We start from the raw sequence: 16,614 nt of genomic DNA on the forward strand, positions 1-16,614 counted from the left end.
TCGCAGGATGGCGGGATGAGCGACGCTGCCGCCCTGCTGCCCGTCCCGGGCGCCGGGAAGCCTCAGGCCGATCCCTGGGCCGACGTGCTCGGGACCCTCGAGATGGACGCCGTCTTCTGCTCCACCGGCCGGTTCTCCGAGCCGTGGGGCATCGCGATGCCGGCGCTGCCGGGCGTCCTCATGTTCCACCTGCTGCTCGACGGCCGGGCGGTCGTCGACGTCGAGGGCGGGCGGCACGACCTCGGCCCCGGCGACCTCGTGCTGGTGCCGCACGGCGCCGGCCACGCGATCACGGGCACCGCCGACGACCCCGCCACCGGGCTGTGGGACGTCGACCGCACGGTGGTCGCCGACCGGTACGAGCAGCTGCGGATCGACGGGGGCGGACGCCCGGCGACCCTGGTCTGCGGGGCGGTGGGGTTCACCGACCCGGGTGTCGGCCGCCTGCTGGCGAGCCTGCCGCCGGTGCTGCGGGCGCCGGACGCCGCGAGCGGGTCGGGCGCGGACGACGGGCCGGACGGCGGCTGGCTGCGCGCCGTCGTCGCCGCGATCGACCACGAGGTGCACCACCCGCGGCCGGGCACGGACGTGGTCACGGCCCGGCTGGCCGACGTGCTCCTGGTGCACGTGGTGCGGCGCTGGCTCGAGGCGGAGGAGCCGGCGTCGGGGTGGGTCGCCGCGCTGCGCGACCCGGCGCTCGGGCCCGTGCTGCGTGCCGTGCACGCGGAGCCCCAGCGCCCGTGGACGCTGGAGTCGCTCGCCGCCGTCGCGCGGCTGTCCAGGTCCGCGTTCGCCGAACGGTTCGCCCGCACCGTGGGCGAGCCGCCCATGGGCTACGTGGCCGGGTGCCGGATGGACGCCGCCGCGCGGCTGCTCCGCGCGCCGGACGCGAGCGTCGAGCGCGTGGCCCGGCAGGTCGGCTACGACTCGGTGCCGGGGTTCCACCGCGCCTTCGTGCGGCGGCACGGCGCCACGCCGGGCGCGTGGCGCTCGACCGGCCCTGCGCGCAGCCTCGCCGAGGTGCTCGCACGCTGAGGGCGGCTGCACCGGTCCGGTGGGGGTGCCGGTGCGGGGGAGAATGCCTCGGTGAGCATCCCCGAGCCCGGCGTCGACGACGCCCGCACCACCCGCGTCACCGACCCCGCGGACCCGCGCCTGCACGACTACACCGACCTCAAGGACGTGAAGCTCCGCGCCGCGAGGGAGCCCGCCGAGGGGCTGTACATGGCCGAGTCGTCGTCCGTGATCCGGCGTGCGCTCGAGGCGGGCCACCGCCCCCGGTCGTTCCTCATGGCCGAGAAGTGGCTCGACTCCATGGCCGACGTGCTCGCCGCCCACCCCGACGCCCCCGTGTACGTCGGGTCGGACGACGTGGTGCAGCGGATCACCGGGTTCCACCTGCACCGCGGGGCGCTCGCGGCGATGCACCGACCGGTGCTGCCCTCCGTGCACGACCTGCTCGCCGCGGCCCGCGGGGGCGCGGGCGCGCGCCGCGTCGCCGTGCTGGAGGACATCGTGGACCACACGAACGTGGGCGCGATCTTCCGCAGCGCGGCGGCCCTGGGCGTGGACGCCGTCCTCGTCTCGCCGCGCTGCGCCGACCCGCTCTACCGCCGCTCGGTGCGCGTGTCCATGGGCACCGTGTTCCAGGTGCCGTGGACACGGCTGGACTCCTGGCCTGGCGGCCTGCACGCGCTGCAGGACGACGGCTTCACCGTGGCGGCGCTCGCCCTGTCCGACGACTCGGTGTCCCTCGACGACCTCGTGACGGACCCGCCCGAGCGCCTCGCGATGGTGCTGGGCACCGAGGGCGACGGCCTGTCGCGCGGTGCCGTGGCCGCGGCCGGCGTCGTCGTGCGCATCCCCATGGCCGGGGGAGTGGACTCGCTCAACGTCGCCGCCGCGTCCGCCGTGGCGTTCTGGGCGACCCGGGCCTGATCCCGGCACGGACGAGGGGGCCGGTGCAACCGCACCGACCCCCTCGCCGTTCGTCGCCCCTCGGTGAACCCGGTCAACCCTTCAGCTCGGCCGTCAGGTCCTCGAGGAAGACGTCGAGCACGCCGTCGCCCAGCTTCACCGGGGCGGCGCCCCAGCGGTTGTCCGGCGGGTCCACGATCACCTGCTCGGCCGCCACGGCCGAGGCGTCGGCCCGGGCGAGGAGCGCGTCGCGCCGCGCGGCGTCGCCGCGCAGGTCGGCCCTGGCGGCGTCGAGGGTGGCCAGGAACGCGTCGCCCCACAGGTCGTTCGCCTCCAGCCAGGGCGCGGCGTCCGACACGAACGCGGGGTCCACGCCGGACCGCCGGAGCGTCTCGGGGATGCCCGCGACCGTCCGGGCGTCGTCCCGGAGGCGGGCGATCGCCGGCGCCTGGTCGCCGGCCTCCCAGCGCTCCCAGAAGTCGTCGATCTCCGCCGCGAGGGCGGGGGCCTGCGGCTGCCACGGGTCGCCGAAGCTCGGCGCCAGGTGGTTGAGGTCCCCGAACGCCAGGAGCGCCTCCACCGCGTCGTGGTCGTCGTGGGCCAGGTAGCGCATCGCCTCGAGCCAGCTCCGGTCGCGGTCGTACCCGCGGTCGTTCCACGCGAAGTCCGCGATACCGAAGACGGCGACCTTGCTCGCCGCGGCCTGGTTCATCGGGTTCGAGACGATGCCGGCCAGGTGGTCCGACAGCCCCGGCTCGCGCTTGTCGTACGGCGCCAGCAGGAGCCGCCCGCTGGTCTGGCCGTAGTCGTTGACCGGGTAGTTGTCCCACAGGAAGGTCGGGCCGCCGAAGACGGTGTCGGCCTCGATCGCCTGGTCCACCGAGATCGACTGGGGCACGACGTCGTTGCCCGTCCACATGACGACGACGTCCTCGTCCATCGACCGCAGCGCGGCCTTGTACGGCGACTCGGTGGTGTTGTAGTACTCCGTCGGTACCATCTGGAGCGGCCGGGCGCCGTCGTGGGTCTCGATCCAGCCCTGCTGCACGCGGGTGAGGAAGTCCGCCTGCGCCTTCCCGGCGTTCCCCGGCGACGGGTCGCCGTAGGCCTCCTGGTCGGAGTCGCAGGCCCAGCGCGAGTAGTCGATGTCGTCGAGCGGGACGCTGAAGGCCCGGACGCCGACGTCGTACAACGCCTGGAACTTCCGCTCGAGGGCCGCCATGTCCTCGTCGCTCGAGTAGCAGACGCTGTTGCCCGGGGAGAGCGCGAACGTGAAGCGCACGTGGTTCGTCGTCGCGGCCTCGGCCAGCTCGGCGAGCTCGGCGAGCTTGTCGGCCGGGTAGTCCTCGCGCCACTTCTCGCGGTGGTACGGGTCGTCCTTCGGGGCGTAGACGTAGGTGTTGGCCTTGACGTCGCCGTAGAAGGCCAGCTGGTCCAGTCGCTCGGCGTGCGTCCACGGCTCGCCGTAGAAGCCCTCGATGGTGCCGCGCAACGGCATGGCGGGGAAGTCGCGGACCGTGGCGCCGGCGAGCGCCGTACCTCGCCGACCGTCGACCAGGAGCTGCCCGAGGGTCTTGACGGCATAGAACTGCCCGGTCGCGTCGGCCCCGGCGAGCACGACGGTGCCGCGGCCCCTGTGCGCGTCGACCTGCACCGCGTACGCCTCGTCGTGGTCGGGCACCGTGACGCGGCCCAGGGCGGCCCGGACGTCGGTGCGCGACGCGTCGCCGAGGAGGACGCGGACCCCCGCGCCGCCCGGACGCCGGCTGTCGGGGCCGCGGACGACGGTGCGCACCCCGTGCTCCTGCAGCGTGCGGGTGAGCGCGTCGCGCGCCTCGTCGTCGGTGTCGGCGTCGACCACGACGTCCACCGACCGGGGGAGGCGGAGGTCGTCGTCGGAACGCCATATCTCCTGCGGTGCGGGGCTGACGGTGGGAAGGTCGTCCCGGGTGGGGGGCGACGCGGACGCGGTCGTCGTCACGCCGGCGGCGAGGAGCATCGTGGCCGTGAGCGTGCCGGCGGCGAGTCGTCGTCTGACGGTGGTCATGAGAACCTCCATTGGTCTAGACCAGTTTGACCACCCTGGCGAAGGTCGATGCTCCTGTCAACAGGAGCGCAAGGTCGTCGCCAGGGGGCTCGTCGGTGACCCGCGCCACACGGAATTACGCAACAGGGGGATGACGAAACCCTGGGGTGAAGGTTAGCCTCACCTACGTGAGTCAGACCCTGGCGCCCACGGCGCCCCCCGTGGTCGAGTCCCGTCCCGCCGCCGCGATGGCCGGGCGCGGGCTGCGGCTGTCCTACGACCGCCGCACCGTCGTCGACGACGCGGAGATCGAGCTGCGGCCCGGCGCCGTGACGGCGCTGCTCGGCCCCAACGGCTCGGGCAAGTCGACCCTGCTGCGCTCGCTCGCGCGGCTGCACCGCCCCGACGCGGGCAGCGTCACGCTCGCCGACGGCGACCGTGACGGCGACACCGACGCGCTCGCCCTGCACCCCAAGGACTTCGCGCGGCGGGTCACGCTGCTGTCGCAGAGCCACCCGACGCCGAGCGGCGTGACCGTCCGCGACGTCGTCGCCTACGGCCGGCACCCGTACCGCGGACGCTTCCGGTCCGCGGACGCGGACGGCCCCCGGGCGATCGCGCACGCCATGGACGTCACCGGCGTCGCCGAGATGGCCGAGCGCGGCGTGGACGAGCTCTCCGGCGGCGAGCTGCAGCGGGTGTGGCTCGCGACCTGCCTCGCGCAGGACACCGGCGTGCTGCTGCTCGACGAGCCCACCACCTACCTCGACCTGCGCTACCAGGTGGAGCTGCTCGACCTGGTACGCGACCTCGCCACCGAGCACGGCGTCGCCGTGGGCGTCGTCCTGCACGACCTCAACCAGGCTGCCGCCGTCGCGGACCACGTCGTGGTGCTGCACCGCGGCCAGGTGCGGGCCTCCGGCCCGGCGGGAGAGGTGCTCACCAGCGAGCTCCTCACCGAGGTCTACGGCATCCGCGTCGACGTCACGACCCACCCGGACACCGGCCGCACCCGCTGCGAGGCGGTCGGCAGGCACGCCGCGCGCGGCGCCTGACCTCCCCCTCGCCACCAGACCCACACCCCGCCGGCGCCCCGCCCGGCACCGTCGCGCCCGCACCCGTGGCGCACCGACCCGAAGGACACCGAGACACCCATGCGCATCCCCACCCGTTCGCTGCTGGCCGGAACCGCCGCCGCCGTGGCCGCGCTCGCCCTCACCGCGTGCGGCACCACCGAGGACCCGGCGGCCGAGGCCGCCGCCGAGCCGTCGGCCGCGACCGGTCCCGTCACGTACACCGACGAGCGCGGCGAGCACACCCTCGACGCCCCTGCGGCCGACGTCGTCTCGCTCGAGTGGGGCCTCACGGAGAACCTCGTCGCGCTCGGTGTCGAGCCCGCGGGCCAGGCCGACGTGGCCGGCTACAACACGTGGGACACGGTCGCGCCGATCGACGAGGGCACGCCCGACGTCGGCACGCGCGGCGAGCCCAGCCTCGACGCGATCTCGGCGCTCGAGCCGGACCTGGTGGTCACCACCACCGACCTCCCCGAGAACGTCATCGCCCAGATCGAGGAGGTCGCGCCGGTCCTGACGCTGCGCGGCTCCGACGGCACCGACCCGCTCGGGTACATGAGGGAGACCGTGACCACCCTCGGTGAGGTCACGGGGAAGCAGGACGCCGCCGCGGCCGCGCTCGACGACTTCGACGCCAAGGTCGCCGAGGGCAAGGCCGCCCTCGAGGAGGCCGGGCTCGGCGGCGCCGAGTTCACGATGGCCGACGGGTGGATCGCCAACGGCACCGTCTCCGTGCGCATGTACACGCCCGGGTCCTTCTTCGGCGCGCTGGGCGAGGCCGTCGGCCTCAAGGACGCGTGGACCGAGGGCGGCGACCCCGACTACGGGCTCGCGCAGACCGACGTCGAGGGCCTGACGAAGCTCGGCGACGTGAAGTTCGTCTACGCCGCCAACGACTCCGAGGCGGACCCGTTCGCCGACGGGCTGAAGGGCAACAAGGTGTGGGAGCAGCTGCCGTTCGTCACGGGGGGCGACGTGCACCGCATCCCCGACGGCATCTGGATGTTCGGCGGCCCGCTGTCGGGCGCGGCGTACATCGACGCGCTCGTCGACGCGCTCGCCTGACCCGCCCGCAGCACGTGTCCGTGACCGTCTCCCCGCTGTCCGCCGCCCCCGCCACCGTGCCGGGGCGGCGGGCGGCGCCCGTCCGTGTCGTGGCGGCGTTCGCCGTCGCGCTGCTGGCCGTTCTCGTCCTGGCCGCGGTGCACCTCACCCAGGGCACGGCGGACGTCGGTGCGCTCGACGTGCTGCGCGCGCTCGTCGGCGCCGACCACGACGGCACGGTCGCCGTGCTCGTCTCCTCCCGGCTGCCGCGCCTGCTGGCGGGCCTGCTCGTGGGCGTGGCCCTCGGCGTCGCGGGGGCGGTGCTGCAGTCGGTGGCGCGCAACCCGCTGGCCTCGCCGGACACCCTGGCGGTCAACGCCGGCGCTTACGTCACGGTGGTCGCGGCGGCCGCGCTCGGCCTGTCGGTGCCGTTCTACCTGCAGGGCGGCATCGCGTTCGTGGGCGGCCTGGCGGCCGCGGCGCTCGTGCTCGCGCTCGCGCGCGGCGGCGCCGACGGCCCCACCCGGCTGGTCCTCGCCGGCTCGGCCATCATGCTCGCGCTGCACTCGCTGACGATGGTGCTGCTCGTGCTCTTCGAGCAGGAGACGACCGGCCTGTTCGCGTGGGGGAGCGGCAGCATCGTGCAGTCGGGCACGCGGACGGTGAGCCTCGCGGCGCCGGTGGTGGCCGCCGGGGTGCTCGGCGCGCTCCTGCTGGCCCGCCGGCTCGACCTCCTCGGTCTCGGGGACGACGCCGCGCGCGTCCTCGGTATCGACGTGCGCCGCACGCGGGTGCTCGCCGTCCTGGCGGCCGTCCTGCTCGCCGCGATCGCCGTGACGGTGGCCGGCCCGATCGGCTTCGTCGGACTCGCCGCGCCCGTCATCGCCCGGCTCGTGGGTCGCAGGGTGCCCGGCCTCGGCCGGCACGTGCTGCTCCTGCCGTTCGCGGCCCTCGTCGGCGTCGTCGTGGTGCTCGGCGCGGACGTGCTGCTGCGCGCGATCCTGCCCGGTCAGGCCTCGGTCGTGGTGCCGACCGGCGTCGTGACCAGCGTGCTCGGCGCAGGCATCCTCGTGTGGATGGCCCGGCGGCTGCGCGACGCCGGGGCGGGGGCACGGGGCGCCCGAGGGGCGCTGGGGCGGCCCCGCTCACGAGCGTGGGTCGTCACCGTCCTGGTCGTCCTCTCCGTCGCCCTGGTCGCGGCCGTGGTCGCGGGCCTGCTGCTCGGGGACCGGATCGTGCTGCTCGGCGACGTCTCGAACTGGGTGCAGGGCGCTGCGGGGCGCCAGGTGAGCTTCGTGCTCGACCAGCGCGTGCCGCGCGTGCTCGCCGCCGTGCTCGCGGGGGCGGCGCTGGCGCTCGCCGGGACGATCGTGCAGGCCGTGTGCCGCAACCCGCTCGCCGAGCCGAGCCTGCTCGGCGTCACGTCGGGCGCGGGCCTCGGCGCGGTGCTGATGATCCTGCTCGTGCCCGGGGTCGGCATCTGGCCGATGTCGGCGGCTGCGGGCGCGTGCGCGCTCGGCGTGTTCGCCCTCGTGTACGTGCTGTCGTCGCGCGGCGGGCTCGGCTCCGAACGCCTGGTCCTCGTCGGCATCGGCGCCCAGGCGGGCACGACGGCGCTCATCACGCTCGTCGTCCTCGTCATCGCGCCGTGGGACGTCAACCTCGCGCTCACGTGGCTGTCGGGCTCGACGTACGGGCGCAGCCTGGAGCAGCTCCTGCCCGTCGCCCTCGCCCTGCTCGTCATGGTGCCGCTCGCGGCGACCTACCGCCGCGAGCTCGACGTGCTGTCGCTCGACGAGGACACCCCCCGCGTCCTCGGGCTCCCGGTCGACCGCTCGCGGCTGGTGCTGCTCGGGGCCGCCGCGCTGACCACGGCCGCCGCCGTGTGCGCCGTGGGCGTCATCGGATTCGTCGGGCTCGTCGCCCCGCACGCCGCCCGCGCGCTGGTCGGGGCCCGGCACGCGCGGGTGCTGCCCGTGGCGATCCTCGTCGGCGCCGTGCTGGTGTCCGCGGCGGACACGCTCGGCCGCGTCGTCATCGCCCCCGGGCAGATCCCCGCGGGCCTCGGGACGGCGCTGCTGGGGGCGCCGTACTTCGTCTACCTGCTCTGGCGGTCGCGGGGACGCGCGACCGCCTGACCCTCGCCGCCTTTCGAGCGGGGCCGCGGCGAGGGACGATGACGGGGTGGACGAGCACAGGGCCGCCCCGGTGGTGGTCGGCTACGACGCGTCGGAGCCCGCCGACGTCGCCCTCGCCTGGGCGGCGCGGGAGGCGCGCACGCGCGGCGCCGTGCTGCGCGTCGTCTACGTGCGCGACGCCCACGACACGGGGGTGGCCGCGCGGCCGCACGGGGAGGACCTGGGGGAGCGCGGCGAAGGCGGCGCGTGGCCCGTCGTCGAGGAGGCCGCGGCCCGCGCCCGCGACGTCGCCCCCGGCGTGACCGTCGAGACCTTCGTCGAGTACGCCTCCCCGTCCGCGGCGCTCGTGGGCATGTCGGCCGACGCCGGCGCCCTCGTGCTGGGCGCCACCCGGCACGGCGGCCTGTACGAGGCGATCCGGGGCACCGTGGTGCTGCAGGTGACCGCGCACGCCCACAGCCCGGTCGTCGTCGTGCCGGCCGAGGGCCCGCGGGCGGACCTGCCGCCGGACGCCCCTGTCGTCGTCGGCTTCGACGGTTCGGAGCAGTCCGCCGTGGCCCTCGACGCCGCCGTCGACGCCGCGTGGGAGCTGGGACGCGTGCTCCGCGTCGTCGTGGTGTGGCGGCCCGGTGTGACCGAGTGGGTGACGTCGCGCGGACCCACCGAGCACGAGGCGCACGACATCACCGAGGCCGACGCGGGGCCGGTGCTGCAGCACGCCCTGGCCCGGGTCGAGGAGCGGCTGCGGGAGCGCGGCGCGCCCGAGGGGGCGCTGGAGGTGCTCGGCGAGACGCGCGAGGGCCAGGTGGTCCGGGTGCTGCACCGCGAGGCGGAGCGCGCCGAGCGACTCGTGCTGGGCACGCGCGGCCGCGGCGGCTTCGCGTCCCTGCTCCTGGGCTCCGCGACGCACACCCTGGTGCGGACGGCGGCCTGCCCGGTCGTGGTGGTCCGCGCGCCGGGCGCGGTGGAGGCGACCACGTAGGCGGTGCGCGCCGGTGCCCACCGGTGCTCAGCGCGTGTGTGACGACGGTCACCCGGGGTTGCGGACCCCCGGCGAGGTGAGGTTAGGCTTACCACCGTGACCGAGACCGTCGAGGCGACCGAGCGCGCCGACCAGACCGCCGCGCAGGACGTCGTCCCCGAGCAGCCGTACCGCATGTTCGACGTCACCGTCTCCCGGGTCACCCGGCTCTGCCCGTCGTTCATCCGCATCACGTTCACCGGCGAGGACCTCGACGGGTTCGCCGACAACGGCAAGGACCAGCGGATCAAGTTCCTGCTCCCCGCGCCGTGCGGCGGCTGGGAGTACCTCGATCGGCAGAACCCCGACTGGTTCACCTCGTGGCGCGCGCTGCCCGAGGAGCGCCGCAACCCGCTGCGCACCTACACCGTGCGCGCCGTCCGGCAGGACCTGCGCGAGGTGGACGTCGACATCGTGCTGCACGGTGACACGGGGCCCGCTTCCCGCTGGGCCAACGGCGCGAAGCCGGGCGCCCCGCTCGTCATCATGGGGCCCAACGCCGCGTACACGGACGGGCCGCACGGCGGGCTCGAGTTCAACCCGCCCGCCCGCAGCCACGCCCTGCTGCTCGCCGGCGACGAGACCGCTGTCCCGGCGATCGCCGCGATCTGCGAGTCCCTGCCCGACGACGCCGTCGGCGAGGTCTTCCTCGAGGTCCCGCACCGCGAGGACCGCTGGACCCTCGCCGCGCCCGCCGGCGTGCGGATCTCGTGGCTGCCGCGCGAGGACCGCGAGCACGGCGACGTGCTCGTGCCCGCCGTGAAGGAGGCCGCGGACCGGCTGCTCGCCATGGGCGTGCGCCCGTCGGCCGACGCCCCTGCCGTTCCCGAGCTGCTGGCCGCGGAGGGCGACGGCCCGGCGCTGACCGCCGCGGGCGTCGACCTGGACGGCGACCTGCCCGACGTCGACATCGACGCGGACATCCTCTGGGAGGTGCCCGTCGACGCGACCGGCCAGCCGCTCGCGCAGGACACGGTGCTGTACGCGTGGCTCGCCGGCGAGGCCGGCTCGATCAAGACGCTGCGCCGCTACCTCGTCTCGGAGAAAGGCGTCGACCGCAAGGCCGTCGCGTTCATGGGCTACTGGCGTCGCGGCCGCGCGGAGTGCTGACGGTCCGCTGAGCCGACGACGGCGCCCCGTTCCCGAACCTCGGGAGCGGGGCGCCGTCGTGCGTGCGGCGTCAGCGGGTGACGCCGAGCCCGTCGACGACCTCGACGCCCGGCATCGCGCAGAGGAGCTCGCCGGACATGAGCAGCTTGGACCGCCGCACCCCGGAGCCCATCAGCGCGAGCGCCCCCGGTGCGGCGAAGCGGGAGTCCACGAGCACCCGCCACCCGGCGGGCAGGCCCACCGGGGTGATGCCGCCGTACTCCATCCCCGACTCGTCGGTCGCGCGCTCCATGGGCAGGAACGACGCCTTGCGCGCGTCGAGCAGCTTGCGCACGCGGGTGTTGACGTCGGCGAACGTGGCCGCGGTGACGACGCAGGCGGCGACGCGTTCGACGTCGCCGCGCCGGCCCGCGACGACGACGCAGTTGGCGGAGGCCTCGGGCGGCAGCCCGTGCAGGTCGTTCAGCGTGGCCGTGTCCGCGTGGTCCGGGTCGATCTCCGTGACGGCGACCAGCCCGCCGACGCGGTCGTCCAGCGCGGCCCAGGCGCGCAGCGCGTCGGCGACGGGCGGCGCGAGCAGGTCGGGACGGTCGAGCGCGGGCGTCCACGTCAGGTCGCCGAGGGTGGGGAGCCCGGGCATCCCGGGTGTCGTCGCGCCGCTCACCGGCGGTAGGTCGCCGTGAGCGTGGCGCGCGCGAGGACGTGGAAGTAGACGTTGAACGCGACGTGCACCGGGCTGTTCTCCTCGGACAGGCCGAGCGACGGGACGTCGAGGGCGTGCACCGCGAAGACGTAGCGGTGCGGGTGGTCGCCGGGCGGCGGGCCGGCCCCCTCGAAGCCGAGCCGTCCGCCGTCGCTCGGCACGTGGAACGCCCCGGCCGGGAGGCTCGCCCCGCCGACCGCGCCCGCGCCGCGCTCCAGCGAGGTGACGTCCGCGGGGACGTCGACGGCGGTCCAGTGCCAGTAGCCCGACGGCGTCGGTGCGTCCGGGTCGAAGCAGCTCACCACGAACGACCGCGTCGCCGCGGGCGCGCCCGACCACGCGAGGTGGGGCGACACGTCGGCGCCGTCGACGCTGAACTCGACGGCGAGCGGCTCGCCGTCGGTGACGTCCGCGCTCTTGAGCGTGAACGTCGCCGGGACGGGGAGCAGCGAGTACGGGTCCGGGGGCAGCGGTCGTGCGAATTCCATGCCTGTGTCCGTGCCTGTCATGGGGCCATGCTGCCCGACCGCCCGCGGTGCTGGCCAGGGCGGCGATGCAGGCCAGAGCGCGGCGCGGGCGGGCCGTGGTACGGTGCTTGCGCAAACCGACCGGACGGTACGCCGGTCGGCAGGGAGCGTCGCGAGGAGGCGATGGTGGGGTCGGTCGACCGGTTCACGGGCAGGTTCACGGGCAGGGTCGCGCTGGTGACCGGTGGCAGCCGGGGCATCGGGCTCGCGGTCGCCCGGCGGCTCGTGGACGAGGGCTGCGCCGTCGTCGTCACCGGGCGCAAGCAGGAGGCGCTCGACGAGGCCGTCGCGGCCCTCGGGCCGGAGCGCGCCTCGGGCGTGGCGGGCCGGGTCGACGACCCCGCGCACCGTGCCGCCGTCCTGGCTCACGTCGCCGAGCGCCACGGGCGCCTGGACCACCTCGTGAACAACGCCGGCATCAACCCGGCGTGGGGGCCCGCGCTCGAGGTGGACCCGGGCGTCGCGCGCAAGATCCTCGAGGTCAACGTCGTGTCCGCGCTCGAGTGGATCCGCGACGCCGTCGTCGGCGGGCTGAGCCGGTCTGTCGTGAACGTGGCGTCGATCTCCGGGACGTCGTCCAGCCCGAACATCGCCTTCTACGGCGCGTCCAAGGCTGCCCTCATCAACCTCACCCAGCAGCTCGCCCAGGAGCTGGCGCCCGCGCTCCGGGTCAACGCCGTCGCCCCGGCCGTCGTGAAGACGCGGTTCTCCCGCGCGCTCTACGAGGGGCACGAGGGGCAGGTGGCCGAGCGCTACCCCCTCGCGCGGCTGGGCGTGCCCGACGACGTCGCCGGGCCGGTCGCCTTCCTGCTCTCGGACGACGCGGCCTGGGTCACCGGCCAGACGCTCCGGATCGACGGCGGCGCGAGCATCGCGCCCGTCGGGTGAAGGATGGGGGCATGAAGAGCACGAACGTCGCCGACCGGGTCACCGCGGCCGCCCTGGACCTGTTCGCCACGCAGGGGTACGCCACCACCAGCGTGCAGCAGATCGTCGAGGCCGCGGGCGTCACCAAGGGCGCCATGTACCACTACTTCCAGTCCAAGGACGACCTCCTGTTCGCCATCTACGACCGGATGCTGGCGCTGCAGAAGGCCCACCTCGACCAGATCGTCGCCGCGGGCGGGCCGGTCGAGGACGTCGTGCGGGCCGTGTGCGTCGACGTCGTCGAGACGTCGATCGACTTCCTGCCGGAGGGCACCGTCTTCTTCCGCAGCATGCACATGCTCACCGAGCCGCGGCTCAAGGAGGTCACGCAGCGCCGTCGCGAGTACCACGACGCGTTCGCGGCGCTCCTGCGGCGCGGCCAGGACGAGGGCGTCTTCCGCACCGACGTCCCGCGGCCGCTGCTGGTGGCGCACTTCTTCAGCGACGTGCACTACCTGTCGCACTGGTACTCGCCCGAGGGGCCCGAGACGAAGTCCGAGGTGGCCGAGCAGCTCACGGAGCTCTTCCTGCGCGGGATCCGGACCGCCGCGGACTGACCAGGTCCGCCGCGGCGCCGACGACCGGGCGGGCACGACACCGACGAGACGAGAGCGACGATGACGACTCTGCCCGGCACGACCCCCGCCCGTACCCCCGCCGCCGAGGGTCCCGCGACGATGCGCGCCTGGCGCGTGACCGGCCCGGGCGAACCTGCCGACGTGCTGCGGCTCGACGAGGTGCCCGCGCCCGAGCCGGGGCCGGGGGAGGTGCTCGTGCGGGTGCGCGCCGTCGCGGTGAACTTCCCCGACGTCCTGCTGGCCCGCGGCGAGTACCAGGTGCGGCCCGAGCCGCCGTTCGTGCCCGGCATCGAGCTGTGCGGCGACGTGGTCGCCCTCGGCGAGGGCGTCGCGGTGGGAGAGCGCGGGCTCGCGCCGGGCGCACGGGTGGTCGGCTCCGCGATCGGCGTGCTGTCCGAGCTGGCGGCGCTGCCCGCCGCCGCCGTGCGGCCGGCGCCCGAGGGCCTGGGCGACGCCGAGGCGGCCGCGCTGACGATCGCGTACCAGACGGCGTGGTTCGCCCTGCACCGCAAGGCCCGCATCCGGCCGGGGGAGCACCTGCTGGTGCACGCCGCGGCCGGCGGCGTCGGGACCGCGGCGGTGCAGCTCGGCGTCGCGGCGGGGGCCTGGGTGATCGGCGTCGTCGGGAGCCCGGCGAAGGCCGCTGTCGCGACGGCGGCCGGTGCGCACCACGTCCTCGTGCGCGACGACGACCTCGCCGCCCGGGTCAAGGAGCTCACCGGAGGCGCAGGCGCCGACGTGGTCGTCGACCCGGTCGGGGGCGCGTCGTTCGAGCAGTCGACGCGCTGCATAGCCTTAGAGGGGCGGATCGTCGTGGTGGGCTTCGCGAGCGGCGACGTCCCGCCGGTGCGCTCGAACCACGCCCTCGTGAAGAACTACGACGTGCTCGGCCTGCACTGGGCCCTCTACCAGCAGCGCCGTCCCGACCTGGTCGACGCGGCGCACGACGCGCTGACGCGCCTGGTCGCGGAGGGCGCCGTGCGGCCGGTCGTCGCCGACGAGGTGCCCTTCGAGGACGCCCCCGCCGCCGTGCAACGACTCGCCGGCGGCACCACGACCGGCCGCCTCGTCGTCCACGTCGCCGGCTGACGCGAACCCCTGACCGAAGGGGCACGCCAGATCTCGCTCGGAGGAACCATGCCCGCTCGTCCCGTCCCGACCGTCCCCGACCGCCCGCTCGAGGGGCGGGTCGCGCTCGTCACCGGCGGTGCCCGCGGCCTGGGCGCGGCGTACGTCCGCGCCCTGCACGCGGCGGGCGCCGCCGTCGTCGTCGCGGACGTGCTCCACGACGAGGGCGCGGCCCTCGCGGCCGACCTCGGCGACCGGGCGCGGTCCGTCCGTCTCGACGTGACGGACGAGGCGGGGTGGGCGGCGGCGGTCGAGGCCACGGTCGAGGCGTTCGGGGGCCTGGACGTGCTCGTGAACAACGCCGGCATCGCCAACTCCGCCCCCATCGAGCACTACTCCACGGCCAAGTGGGACGCCGTGATCGCCGTGAACCTCACCGGGACGTTCCTGGGCTGCCGCACGGTCGTGCCGGTGATGAGGGCCGCCGGGGGCGGGTCGATCGTCAACGTGTCGTCGGTCGAGGGGCTGCGGGGCGGGGAGCGGCTGCACGGCTACGTGGCGTCCAAGTTCGGCGTGCGGGGGCTGACCAAGTCGCTCGCGGTGGAGCTGGGGCGGGACGGCGTCCGGGTGAACTCCGTGCACCCGGGCCTGGTGCGGACGGAGATGACGACGCGCATCGACACCGACGCCGTGCCGATCCCGATCGGGCGCGCGGCCGTGCCGGACGACGTGGCGGGCGCCGTGGTGTTCCTCGCGAGCGACGCGTCGGCGTACCTCACGGGCACGGAGCTCGTCGTGGACGGTGGCCTCACCGCGGGCGTCTGAGCGTCCCCGGGCCCGCCGGGCGGGCCGGACGTCACGGCACTGCAACATTCTGAAGAATGTCTCGCCAGGGCATACCGGCTAGTCGGTTTATCGGCTAGCGTGGCACCACCCGACACGAAGAGGTGCCGATGTCCCGCCGTATCCCCGCGTCCCCCGTGACCGCGCACAGCCCCGCCGCCCGCCCGCGCCTGGAGGTGTCCGGCCTCACCGTGACCTTCGGCGGCCTCACCGCCCTCGACGGCGTCGACCTCACGGTGGGCGACCCGTCCGGCCGTGCCGATCAGGGGGCCGGGCAGGGCGCCGAGACCGTCGCCCTGATCGGGCCGAACGGGGCGGGCAAGACCACCGTCTTCAACGCGGTGTGCGGCCTGGTGCGCCCGTCCGCGGGGGAGATCCGCCTCGACGGGCGCCCCGCGCCCGCGTCCCCGTCCCGGCTGCTCGAGCGCGGGCTCGCGCGCACGCTCCAGGGGCTCGGCCTCTTCGCCGGGCTCACGGTGCTCGAGAACGTCCTGGTGCCGGTGGCCGGGACCGCCGGCGCCTCCGACGCCGCGGCGGCCGCGCTCGCGCGGCTCGACCTGACAGTCGACGCCGGGACCACGGTCGACGCCCTGCCCTATCCCGTGCGCAAGCGGGTGGCGCTCGCCCGCGCGCTCGTGGCGCGGCCGCGGCTCCTGCTGCTCGACGAGCCCGCCGGCGGCCTCGGGGCCGACGACGTGGAGGCCCTCGCCGACGTCGTGCGCGACGTCGTGGCGGACGGCTGCGCGGTGCTCCTGGTCGAGCACCACGTCGACTTCGTCATGGCCGTGGCCGACCGGGTCGTCGTGCTCGACTTCGGGCGCGTCGTCGCGAGCGGCACGCCCGACGAGGTCCGCGCCGACCCCGCCGTCGAGGCGGCCTACCTCGGGCTGGAGGCAGCGTGAGCGCCGCCCTGGCCGTCGAGGGCCTGACCGTCGGCTACGCGGGCGCGCCCGTGCTCGACGGTCTCGCTCTCGCCGTCGCCCCCGGCGAGGTGGTCGCCCTGCTCGGGGCGAACGGCGCCGGCAAGACGACCCTGCTGCGGGCGCTGTCCGGCCTCACGGCGCCGCGCGCGGGCCGCGTGCTGCTCGACGGCGCCGACCTCTCCGACCTGAGCGTCGAGGACCGCGCCCGGCGAGGGCTGGCCCAGGTCCCCGAGGGCCGGAGCGTCGTGACCGAGCTGACCGTCGACGAGAACCTCCACCTCGGCGCCCTGTGGTGCCATCCCGGCCGCGCCGCCCGACGGGTCGCCGTCGCCCGCACCTACGACCTGTTCGAGCCGCTCGCGCGCCGCCGCTCCAGCCTCGGGCACCAGCTCTCCGGCGGCGAGCGGCAGATGCTCGCGCTCGGCCGCGCCCTGCTCGCCCGCCCGCGCGTGCTGCTCCTCGACGAGCCGTCGCTCGGCCTCGCGCCGCGCGTCGTCGCGCAGCTCATGGGCGTGCTGCGCGCCACGGCGCGGGCGACCGGCCTGACGGTGCTGCTCGCGGAGCAGAACGTCACCAGCGCCCTGTCGATCGCGGACCGGGGCGTCGTGCTGAGCCTCGGCGCGGTGGTGGTCGACGCCCCCGCTGCCGAGCTCGCCGGCGACCCCGCCCTCCGCCACGCCTACCTGGGCTTCTGACCGGCTTCCGACCGGCTC

At 75.6% G+C, this 16,614-nt stretch carries 16 protein-coding genes; 13 read left to right on the plus strand and 3 right to left on the minus strand.

What is annotated here, in order from left to right; genetic code table 11:
* The first annotated feature begins 15 nt into the window (after positions 1 to 15).
* Together ACFCZN_RS05605 and ACFCZN_RS05610 are read left to right on the plus strand one after the other, a co-directional pair.
* Complete coding sequence (locus ACFCZN_RS05605) at positions 16 to 1,035, plus strand: AraC family transcriptional regulator (protein WP_430556110.1); 1,020 nt, start codon at positions 16 to 18, stop codon at positions 1,033 to 1,035.
* A 51-nt stretch (positions 1,036 to 1,086) separates the two neighbouring features.
* On the plus strand, positions 1,087 to 1,938 hold the full coding sequence (locus tag ACFCZN_RS05610; RefSeq protein WP_430556111.1) for a TrmH family RNA methyltransferase: 852 nt from the start codon (positions 1,087 to 1,089) through the stop codon (positions 1,936 to 1,938).
* A gap of 73 nt (positions 1,939 to 2,011) precedes the next feature.
* Here the strand turns inward: ACFCZN_RS05610 and ACFCZN_RS05615 are convergent, their stop codons facing one another.
* Positions 2,012 to 3,964, minus strand: coding sequence for a beta-N-acetylglucosaminidase domain-containing protein (locus ACFCZN_RS05615; protein WP_430556112.1), 1,953 nt, complete (start codon positions 3,962 to 3,964; stop codon positions 2,012 to 2,014).
* Positions 3,965 to 4,191: 227 nt separating this feature from the next.
* On the opposite strand from ACFCZN_RS05615, the gene ACFCZN_RS05620 reads away from it, so the two are divergent.
* The 5 genes from ACFCZN_RS05620 (at position 4,192) to ACFCZN_RS05640 (ending at position 10,332) form a co-directional block, all read left to right on the plus strand.
* Complete coding sequence (locus ACFCZN_RS05620) at positions 4,192 to 4,998, plus strand: ABC transporter ATP-binding protein (protein ID WP_430556206.1); 807 nt, start codon at positions 4,192 to 4,194, stop codon at positions 4,996 to 4,998.
* 99 nt (positions 4,999 to 5,097) lie between these two features.
* Complete coding sequence (locus tag ACFCZN_RS05625; RefSeq protein ID WP_429763309.1) at positions 5,098 to 6,084, plus strand: ABC transporter substrate-binding protein; 987 nt, start codon at positions 5,098 to 5,100, stop codon at positions 6,082 to 6,084.
* Between the two features lie 20 nt (positions 6,085 to 6,104).
* The gene (locus ACFCZN_RS05630) at positions 6,105 to 8,201 is read left to right on the plus strand and encodes an iron ABC transporter permease (RefSeq protein WP_430556113.1); all 2,097 of its coding nucleotides are present in this window, start codon (positions 6,105 to 6,107) and stop codon (positions 8,199 to 8,201) included.
* A gap of 46 nt (positions 8,202 to 8,247) precedes the next feature.
* Positions 8,248 to 9,183 carry a universal stress protein gene (locus tag ACFCZN_RS05635; protein WP_430556114.1) on the plus strand — a complete coding sequence of 312 codons (936 nt, stop codon included), beginning with the start codon at positions 8,248 to 8,250 and terminating at the stop codon, positions 9,181 to 9,183.
* A 96-nt stretch (positions 9,184 to 9,279) separates the two neighbouring features.
* Positions 9,280 to 10,332 (plus strand): siderophore-interacting protein, encoded by a 1,053-nt coding sequence (locus ACFCZN_RS05640; protein ID WP_430556115.1) that lies wholly within the window; start codon positions 9,280 to 9,282, stop codon positions 10,330 to 10,332.
* Positions 10,333 to 10,402: 70 nt separating this feature from the next.
* On the opposite strand, the gene ACFCZN_RS05645 is transcribed toward ACFCZN_RS05640, so the two are convergent.
* On the minus strand, positions 10,403 to 10,972 hold the full coding sequence (locus ACFCZN_RS05645) for a YbaK/EbsC family protein (protein WP_430556116.1): 570 nt from the start codon (positions 10,970 to 10,972) through the stop codon (positions 10,403 to 10,405).
* Positions 10,973 to 10,992: 20 nt separating this feature from the next.
* Positions 10,993 to 11,523 carry a YbhB/YbcL family Raf kinase inhibitor-like protein gene (locus ACFCZN_RS05650; protein WP_429763314.1) on the minus strand — a complete coding sequence of 177 codons (531 nt, stop codon included), beginning with the start codon at positions 11,521 to 11,523 and terminating at the stop codon, positions 10,993 to 10,995.
* Between the two features lie 165 nt (positions 11,524 to 11,688).
* Between ACFCZN_RS05650 and ACFCZN_RS05655 the strand changes: the two genes are divergently transcribed.
* From ACFCZN_RS05655 to ACFCZN_RS05680, 6 genes are all read left to right on the plus strand, one after another.
* Positions 11,689 to 12,450, plus strand: a complete 762-nt coding sequence (locus tag ACFCZN_RS05655; RefSeq protein WP_430556117.1) for an SDR family oxidoreductase — start codon at positions 11,689 to 11,691, stop codon at positions 12,448 to 12,450.
* A gap of 11 nt (positions 12,451 to 12,461) precedes the next feature.
* Complete coding sequence (locus ACFCZN_RS05660; protein WP_429763316.1) at positions 12,462 to 13,046, plus strand: TetR/AcrR family transcriptional regulator; 585 nt, start codon at positions 12,462 to 12,464, stop codon at positions 13,044 to 13,046.
* A 60-nt stretch (positions 13,047 to 13,106) separates the two neighbouring features.
* Positions 13,107 to 14,156 carry an NADPH:quinone oxidoreductase family protein gene (locus ACFCZN_RS05665; RefSeq protein WP_430556118.1) on the plus strand — a complete coding sequence of 350 codons (1,050 nt, stop codon included), beginning with the start codon at positions 13,107 to 13,109 and terminating at the stop codon, positions 14,154 to 14,156.
* A 48-nt stretch (positions 14,157 to 14,204) separates the two neighbouring features.
* The gene (locus ACFCZN_RS05670) at positions 14,205 to 14,960 is read left to right on the plus strand and encodes a glucose 1-dehydrogenase (protein WP_430556119.1); all 756 of its coding nucleotides are present in this window, start codon (positions 14,205 to 14,207) and stop codon (positions 14,958 to 14,960) included.
* A 128-nt stretch (positions 14,961 to 15,088) separates the two neighbouring features.
* Positions 15,089 to 15,880 carry an ABC transporter ATP-binding protein gene (locus ACFCZN_RS05675; RefSeq protein ID WP_430556120.1) on the plus strand — a complete coding sequence of 264 codons (792 nt, stop codon included), beginning with the start codon at positions 15,089 to 15,091 and terminating at the stop codon, positions 15,878 to 15,880.
* Positions 15,877 to 16,596 carry an ABC transporter ATP-binding protein gene (locus ACFCZN_RS05680; RefSeq protein WP_430556121.1) on the plus strand — a complete coding sequence of 240 codons (720 nt, stop codon included), beginning with the start codon at positions 15,877 to 15,879 and terminating at the stop codon, positions 16,594 to 16,596. The genes ACFCZN_RS05675 and ACFCZN_RS05680 overlap by 4 nt, the downstream gene beginning before the upstream one ends.
* Positions 16,597 to 16,614: the final 18 nt, after the last annotated feature.

Source organism: Isoptericola sp. NPDC056134, assembly GCF_042264825.1.
Classification (GTDB): domain Bacteria; phylum Actinomycetota; class Actinomycetes; order Actinomycetales; family Cellulomonadaceae; genus Isoptericola; species Isoptericola nanjingensis.